The organism is Terrabacter lapilli (assembly GCF_039531305.1).
GTDB classification, from domain to species: Bacteria; Actinomycetota; Actinomycetes; order Actinomycetales; family Dermatophilaceae; genus Terrabacter; species Terrabacter lapilli.
Genome location: NZ_BAAAPU010000003.1, coordinates 309,060 through 315,725 on the forward strand (window position 1 = coordinate 309,060; position 6,666 = coordinate 315,725).

Consider the following 6,666-nt stretch of genomic DNA (forward strand, 5'->3'; position numbering starts at 1 on the left):
CCCGGGAGGGCGTATGCCGTGTGGCCGGCCTCAGCGGCCTGCGTCCCGGAAGGCCCGGGGCGTCACACCCGTGCGCTCGCGGAACCTGCGGATCAGGTGCCGCTCGTCGCTGAAGCCGGTCGCCGCGGCGATGTCGCGCACACCCAGCCCGGTGTGCACGAGCAGGTCGGTCGCGGCCTCGAGCCGGCGCGCCGCACGGTGGGCATAGGGGCTCGTGCCCGTCTCGGCGCGGAACCGGCGACGCCAGGTCTCGTACGGCATGCCCGTCTCGGCCGCCACGGCGCGCAGGTCGAGGGTCTCGCCGAGGTCCGATCCCAGGCGCTCGACCGAGTGCTCCAGCCATCGGCGGTGGTCGTCTCCTCGGTGTGCCCGGGTCGTGGCGGCGGCCCTGCCGGCAGCCTCGGCCTCGAGCAGCGCCGAGAGCAGGTCCACCGCCTCGGCGTCGCGACCCTCCACGTCCGTGGGCCGCGCCCGCTCCCCGAAGGCGGCGAACCGGTGCCTCCACCGGGCGACCGGCAGCCCGTGCACCAGTGGTCGTCCGGGGGAGAGCGCCCCGCGGCGCCGGGCCAGCTCGAACACCGCCCCGTCGAACACGACGAAGAGCTCGTCCCATCCGTCGGGGTCCGCGCCGTACCAGTGCGGGTGTCCCGGGTGGACGACCACGAGCGTCCCCGGCCGGATGCGCTCGTCGTGCGCGCTGTCGCGATAGCGGCCCGTCCCCGCCGTGACGAAGGTCAGGCCCCAGGTCGGGTGGCGTCGGCTCGTTCCCGGCGGTAGGCCGCTGCCTCTGGGGATCCGGCCGGCGACGAGCACCTCGCCGAGCCGTCCGGCCGGGACGCGCCGCATCGCCGCAGGGGGTGTCGGGGGTGTCGAGGCTGTCGAGGCTGTCGCCATGGCGCCATCGAACCAGAACGTTCCCCTCCGACCACCACCTCCGGGGTGGGGCATCCCGCCGGCTGCTGGACTGTGCGGACCGACGACCGCTCGAGTCGTTCACGATCCACGGAGGACGAACGCGCACATGCCCACCGACACGCTGCCCGAGCTGGCCACGGCATACCCCGTCACCGACACGCAGGTGCAGTCCTACCGCACGCACGGCTTCGTCCGCCTGCGGCAGGTCGCGACGGTGCAGGAGGCCGCGGCCCATCGTCCCGGCATCGCTGCCGCGGTCGAGCGGCTCAGCACCGAGACGAGGCCCCTCGCAGAGCGCGACAGCTATGGCATGGCGTTCCTGCAGGTGATGAACCTCTGGCGACACGACCCGGGCGTGGCCCGCTTCGCGATGGCCTCGCGTTTCGCCGGTGTCGCTGCGCGGCTGCTCGGCGTGCCGAGGGTCCGGCTCTACCACGACCAGGCCCTCTTCAAGGAGCCCGGCGGCGGCTACACGCCCTGGCACCAGGACGCGATGTACTGGCCCCTCGACGGGTCCCGCTGCCTGACCATGTGGATGCCGCTCGTCGACATCACGCCGGCCCACGGTGGCCTCGCCTTCGCCGCGGGGAGCCACGTCGACGGCCCACTCAGCGACATCGGCATCTCGGACGCCTCGGAGGAGCACTTCGACCGACTCCTCGCCGAGCGCGGCCTCGCCGTCGACGAGCCGGTCGCCATGCAGGCCGGCGACGCGTCCTTCCACTCCGGGTGGACGGTGCACAAGGCCCTCGGCAACACCTCGGACCGGATGCGCGAGGTCATGACCGTCATCTGGTTCGCCGACGGTCTGACGGTGCAGGAGCCCGCCAACCCGGCCCAGGCGAACGACCTGCGGAGCTGGCTGCCCGGCCTGGCACCGGGAGAGGTCGCCGCATCCCCGACCAACCCGGTCGTCGGCGGCCAGCCGTCCTAGCGCCCCCGGTCAGGTTCGTCACCGTCGACGGCGTCGGCGGCCCAGTGCCGCCACACCGAGGTCACCTGCATGCCCACCTTCTCGTAGAGGCCGAGGGCGCCGGTGCGGGAGTCGGTGGACAGCTCCGACCGCTCGCCCCCGTGCGCGCGCCCGACCTCGAAGGCGTCGACGAGCAGTGCGCGAGCCAGCCCCCTGCCGCGCTGGTCGCGACGCACGGCGAGCTTGTCGACGTAGGCGCAGCCGCTCGACACGATGACGAACGCCATGCCGACGACCTCGTCGTCGGGGCCCACCATGAGCCGCAGCTGCCAGGGCTCGTAGCCGGGCCGCCGGGAGACGGTGGCCGCCCACTCCTCGAAGCTCGCCCGCGGACGCTCGGACCACTCGAGGAAGGCGTCCTCGTTGACGGTCCACGCGGCGCGGAGGTCCGCGTCGTCGCGGGGTTCGCGGACGGCATACCCCTGCGGGATGGGCTGGGGCGTGATCGCCGTGCCGGCGGGCAGCTCGAGGACCCACGACGTCCACAGCGTGCGGTAGCCGAGGGCGGCCAGCAGCCGCTCGCCGGGGGAGTCTCCCGGAACGGGCTGTCCCACGAGGGTGCCGCCGTCTCGAGCCGCGACGCGACGCGTCCACCGCGACAGGGCGGTCCCGATGCCGCGGCCGCGGTAGCGGGGGTCGACCGCCGCGTCGGCCCAGCGCCCCTTGTAGACCTCCGCGTACGCGACCAGCCGGTCCTCGTCGAGGACGCCGACCGACTGCGCGGCCAGGTCGAAGGCCGGTCGCTGCCAGTCCCCGACGATGTCCGCCTCCTCGATGAGGACGGTGCCGACGTCGTGCTGCTCGCATCCGGCCATGAGCGCGGTGACCGCCGCGGCGTCGCTGCGGGCCAGGGGCCGGACCGTGAGGCTGCCCACATCGTCAGGCAGCTCGAGGGCGATCTGCACGGAGGCCCGGGCAGAATCCGGGGAAGAGGCGCCGGTCGCGGTCATGGCGGCAGTCTCCTGAGGCGTACGGCACAGGACAACCGACTTTCGTGCCGGAAAACGGCAGTGACACCACGTGAGACGGCGATGCCACATGTTGAGACGGCAGAGACGGTCGATTGACACCGTTCGGGGTTGGTAGCACGGTTGTCACGTGGCCCGAATCCTCGTACTTCCCTAGCGCGCCGACCAGCCCCAACGGTCAGCGCGCTCCCTTCCGTCCCCCGCGGGACAGAAGGGTTTTTTTGTGGGTGGATTCGGCCCAGCCGGTAGGACGACGAAGTGCTCGAGACAAGGAAGACATCGTGAGCGACACCACGAAGCAGGCGCCCTCGCCGGCTGACGTGGCCTCCCTGGCCCGTCCCCGACCCTCGGCTGACGCCAAGCCGGTCCAGCCGGCCGCGGCCGTCACGCCGGCCCGCGAGGTCACGGGGGCGCAGTCGCTCGTACTCTCCCTCGAGGCCATCGGCTGCGACACGGTCTTCGGCATCCCGGGCGGCGCGATCCTGCCTGCCTACGACCCGATGCTCGACTCCAAGAAGGTCCGTCACATCCTCGTGCGCCACGAGCAGGGCGCAGGCCACGCGGCCGAGGGCTACGCCTCGGCGACCGGAAAGGTCGGCGTCTGCATGGCGACCTCCGGGCCCGGCGCCACCAACCTCGTGACGCCGATCGCCGACGCGCACATGGACTCCGTGCCGATCGTCGCCATCACCGGCCAGGTGGCGAGCGGGGCCATCGGCACCGACGCCTTCCAGGAGGCCGACATCCGCGGCATCACGATGCCGATCACCAAGCACAACTACCTCGTCACCGACCCGGCGAAGATCCCGCAGGCGATCGCCGAGGCCTTCCACATCGCCTCGACCGGCCGGCCCGGGCCCGTGCTCGTGGACATCAGCAAGGACGCGCTGCAGGCGACGACGACGTTCAGCTGGCCGCCGGCGATCGACCTGCCCGGCTACCGTCCGGTGACCCGGCCGCACGGCAAGCAGATCCGCGAGGCCTCGCGCCTGATGGCGGCGGCCGAGCGCCCGGTGCTCTACGTCGGCGGCGGCGTCGTCCGGGCACGGGCGAGCGAGGCGCTGCGCCGGCTCGTCGAGCTCACCGGCATACCCGTCGTCACGACCCTCATGGCCCGCGGCACGGTGCCCGACAGCGAGCCGCTCAACCTCGGCATGCCCGGCATGCACGGCACCGTGGCCGCCGTCACGGGGCTCCAGAAGTCCGACCTCATCATCGCGCTCGGCGCCCGCTTCGACGACCGCGTCACGGGCCAGCTGTCGACGTTCGCCCCGGATGCCAAGGTGATCCACGCCGACATCGACCCGGCCGAGATCTCCAAGAACCGCATCGCCGACGTGCCGATCGTCGGCGACGTGGGCGAGGTCATCCACGACCTCATCGAGCAGGTCACGATCGACCGTGCAGCCGCCGACGCCGCCGGCACCCCCGGCAGCTGGGACTACGACGCCTGGCGCGCCCGGGTGGCGGAGTGGAAGCGGACCTTCCCGCTGGGCTACACCGACAGCGAGGACGGCACCCTGTCGCCGCAGTACGTCATCGAGCGCATCGGTGCACTCTCGGGACCCGACGCGACCTACGTGGCGGGCGTCGGGCAGCACCAGATGTGGGCGGCGCAGTTCGTGCAGTACGAACGGCCCAACGCCTGGCTCAACTCGGGCGGCCTCGGCACGATGGGCTACTCCGTCCCGGCGGCCATGGGCGCCAAGGTCGCCGAGCCCGAGCGCACCGTGTGGGCCATCGACGGCGACGGCTGCTTCCAGATGACCAACCAGGAGCTCGCGACCTGCGTCATCAACAACATCCCGATCAAGGTCGCCGTCATCAACAACAGCTCGCTCGGCATGGTGCGGCAGTGGCAGACGCTCTTCTACGACGAGCGATACTCCAACACCAACCTGCAGCCCCTCGAGCAGCGGGTGCCCGACTTCGTCAAGCTCGCCGACGCGTACGGCTGCCTCGGCCTGCGTGCCGAGACGCCCGAGGAGGTCGACGCCGCCATCAAGACGGCACTGGAGACCAACGACCGCCCGGTCGTCATCGACTTCATCGTGCACCGGGACGCGATGGTGTGGCCGATGGTCCCGGCGGGCGTCAGCAACGACATGATCCAGGCCGCGCGCCACGAGGCGCCGGTCTGGGAGCGGGAGGACTGAGCATGAGCAAGCACACCCTGTCGGTGCTCGTCGAGGACAAGCCCGGCGTCCTGACCCGCGTCGCCGCGCTCTTCTCGCGCCGGGGCTTCAACATCGACTCGCTGGCAGTCGGCCCCACCGAGCTCGCCGAGATCTCGCGCATCACCGTCGTCGTCGAGGTCGAGGGCGCCGCCCTCGAGCAGGTGACGAAGCAGCTCAACAAGCTGATCGAGGTGCTCAAGGTCGTCGAGCTCGAACCGCACGCGTCGGTCCAGCGCGAGATCCTGCTCGTCAAGGTCCGCGCCGACCCGGCGACCCGCAGCCAGGTCATCGACACCATCCAGCTCTTCAAGGCCAAGGTCGTCGACGTGACCACCGACGCCGTGGTCATCGAGGCCACCGGCACGTCCGAGAAGCTGCGCGCGCTGCTCGACGTCCTCGAGCCGTTCGGGATCAGGGAGCTCGTCCAGTCCGGCATGGTCGCCCTCGGGCGCGGCTCGCGGTCGATCACCGACCGCAGCCTGCGCAGCGCCTGAGCGACCACCCGTCCGATCCGCCAGACCCGCCAGACCCACCAGACCCACCGCACACCGCAACCGAAGGAGAAGGCCACCATGGCCGAGATGTTCTACGACGACGACGCCGACCTGTCCGTCATCCAGGGCAAGAAGGTCGCCGTCATCGGCTACGGCAGCCAGGGCCACGCCCACGCGCTCAACCTGCGCGACTCGGGCGTCGACGTGCGCGTCGGGCTCGCCGAGGGCAGCAAGAGCCGTGCGAAGGCCGAGGCCGAGGGCCTGACGGTCGCCTCCGTCGCGGACGCCGTCAAGGAGGCCGACCTCGTCGTGATCCTCACGCCCGACCAGGTGCAGCGGACGGTCTACGCGGGCGACATCCAGCCCAACCTCAAGGACGGCGCCGCCCTGCTCTTCGGGCACGGCTTCAACATCCGCTTCGGCTACATCAAGCCCGAGCCCGACGCCGACGTCCTCATGGTCGCCCCCAAGGGTCCCGGCCACATCGTGCGCCGCGAGTTCGTCGACGGCCGTGGGGTGCCCGTGCTCCTCGCCGTCGAGCAGGACGCCTCCGGCACGGCCTGGGACCTCGCCAAGGCGTACGGCAAGGCGATCGGCGGCCTGCGTGCGGGGGGCATCAAGACGACGTTCACCGAGGAGACGGAGACCGACCTCTTCGGCGAGCAGGCCGTCCTCTGCGGTGGCGCCAGCCAGCTCGTCATGTACGGCTTCGAGACCCTCGTCGAGGCGGGCTACCAGCCCGAGGTCGCCTACTTCGAGTGCCTGCACGAGCTCAAGCTCATCGTCGACCTCATGATCGAGGGCGGCATCGCCAAGCAGCGCTGGTCGGTCTCCGACACGGCCGAGTACGGCGACTACGTCTCGGGTCCGCGCGTCATCGACCCGCACGTCAAGGAGAACATGAAGGCGGTGCTCGGCGACATCCAGAACGGCACCTTCGCCAAGCGCTTCATCGACGACCAGGACGCCGGCGCCCCCGAGTTCAAGGCGTTGCGCGAGAAGGGTGCCCAGCACCCGATCGAGGCGACCGGGCGCGAGCTGCGCAAGCTCATGGCGTGGGTCAAGCAGACCGACGAGGACTACGTCGAGGGCTCGGCCGCGCGCTGACCTCCGCCACCGTGGAGCGGCCGGCGTCCCGT

6 protein-coding genes are annotated in these 6,666 nt (G+C 71.5%); 4 read left to right on the forward strand and 2 right to left on the reverse strand.

Annotation, left to right across the window (positions count from 1 at the left end; translation table 11 throughout):
- Positions 1 to 30: 30 nt before the first annotated feature.
- On the reverse strand, positions 31 to 894 hold the full coding sequence (locus tag ABD241_RS02770; protein WP_344058204.1) for a helix-turn-helix transcriptional regulator: 864 nt from the start codon (positions 892 to 894) through the stop codon (positions 31 to 33).
- Positions 895 to 1,021: 127 nt separating this feature from the next.
- Here ABD241_RS02770 and ABD241_RS02775 point away from each other — a divergent pair, with 127 nt between their 5' ends.
- Positions 1,022 to 1,849, forward strand: coding sequence for a phytanoyl-CoA dioxygenase family protein (locus ABD241_RS02775; RefSeq protein WP_344058206.1), 828 nt, complete (start codon positions 1,022 to 1,024; stop codon positions 1,847 to 1,849).
- On the opposite strand, the gene ABD241_RS02780 is transcribed toward ABD241_RS02775, so the two are convergent.
- Complete coding sequence (locus tag ABD241_RS02780; protein WP_344058208.1) at positions 1,846 to 2,838, reverse strand: GNAT family N-acetyltransferase; 993 nt, start codon at positions 2,836 to 2,838, stop codon at positions 1,846 to 1,848. The two genes, ABD241_RS02775 and ABD241_RS02780, sit on opposite strands and share 4 nt — an antisense overlap.
- 299 nt (positions 2,839 to 3,137) lie before the next feature.
- On the opposite strand from ABD241_RS02780, the gene ABD241_RS02785 reads away from it, so the two are divergent.
- The 3 genes from ABD241_RS02785 to ilvC all read left to right on the forward strand — a co-directional run bounded on the left by ABD241_RS02785 (position 3,138) and on the right by ilvC (position 6,634).
- Positions 3,138 to 5,012 carry an acetolactate synthase large subunit gene (locus tag ABD241_RS02785; RefSeq protein ID WP_344058211.1) on the forward strand — a complete coding sequence of 625 codons (1,875 nt, stop codon included), beginning with the start codon at positions 3,138 to 3,140 and terminating at the stop codon, positions 5,010 to 5,012.
- 2 nt (positions 5,013 to 5,014) lie between these two features.
- The gene (ilvN, locus tag ABD241_RS02790) at positions 5,015 to 5,527 is read left to right on the forward strand and encodes an acetolactate synthase small subunit (protein WP_142184384.1); all 513 of its coding nucleotides are present in this window, start codon (positions 5,015 to 5,017) and stop codon (positions 5,525 to 5,527) included.
- 78 nt (positions 5,528 to 5,605) lie between these two features.
- The gene (ilvC, locus tag ABD241_RS02795; protein ID WP_142221036.1) at positions 5,606 to 6,634 is read left to right on the forward strand and encodes a ketol-acid reductoisomerase; all 1,029 of its coding nucleotides are present in this window, start codon (positions 5,606 to 5,608) and stop codon (positions 6,632 to 6,634) included.
- The last annotated feature ends 32 nt before the right edge of the window (positions 6,635 to 6,666 follow it).

Coding starts and splice junctions, on each gene's coding strand:
- ABD241_RS02770 (WP_344058204.1), bottom strand. CDS start 894: ATGGCGACAGCCTCGACAGCCTCGACACCCCCGACACCCCCTGCGGCG.
- ABD241_RS02775 (WP_344058206.1), top strand. CDS start 1,022: ATGCCCACCGACACGCTGCCCGAGCTGGCCACGGCATACCCCGTCACC.
- ABD241_RS02780 (WP_344058208.1), bottom strand. CDS start 2,838: ATGACCGCGACCGGCGCCTCTTCCCCGGATTCTGCCCGGGCCTCCGTG.
- ilvN (WP_142184384.1), top strand. CDS start 5,015: ATGAGCAAGCACACCCTGTCGGTGCTCGTCGAGGACAAGCCCGGCGTC.
- ilvC (WP_142221036.1), top strand. CDS start 5,606: ATGGCCGAGATGTTCTACGACGACGACGCCGACCTGTCCGTCATCCAG.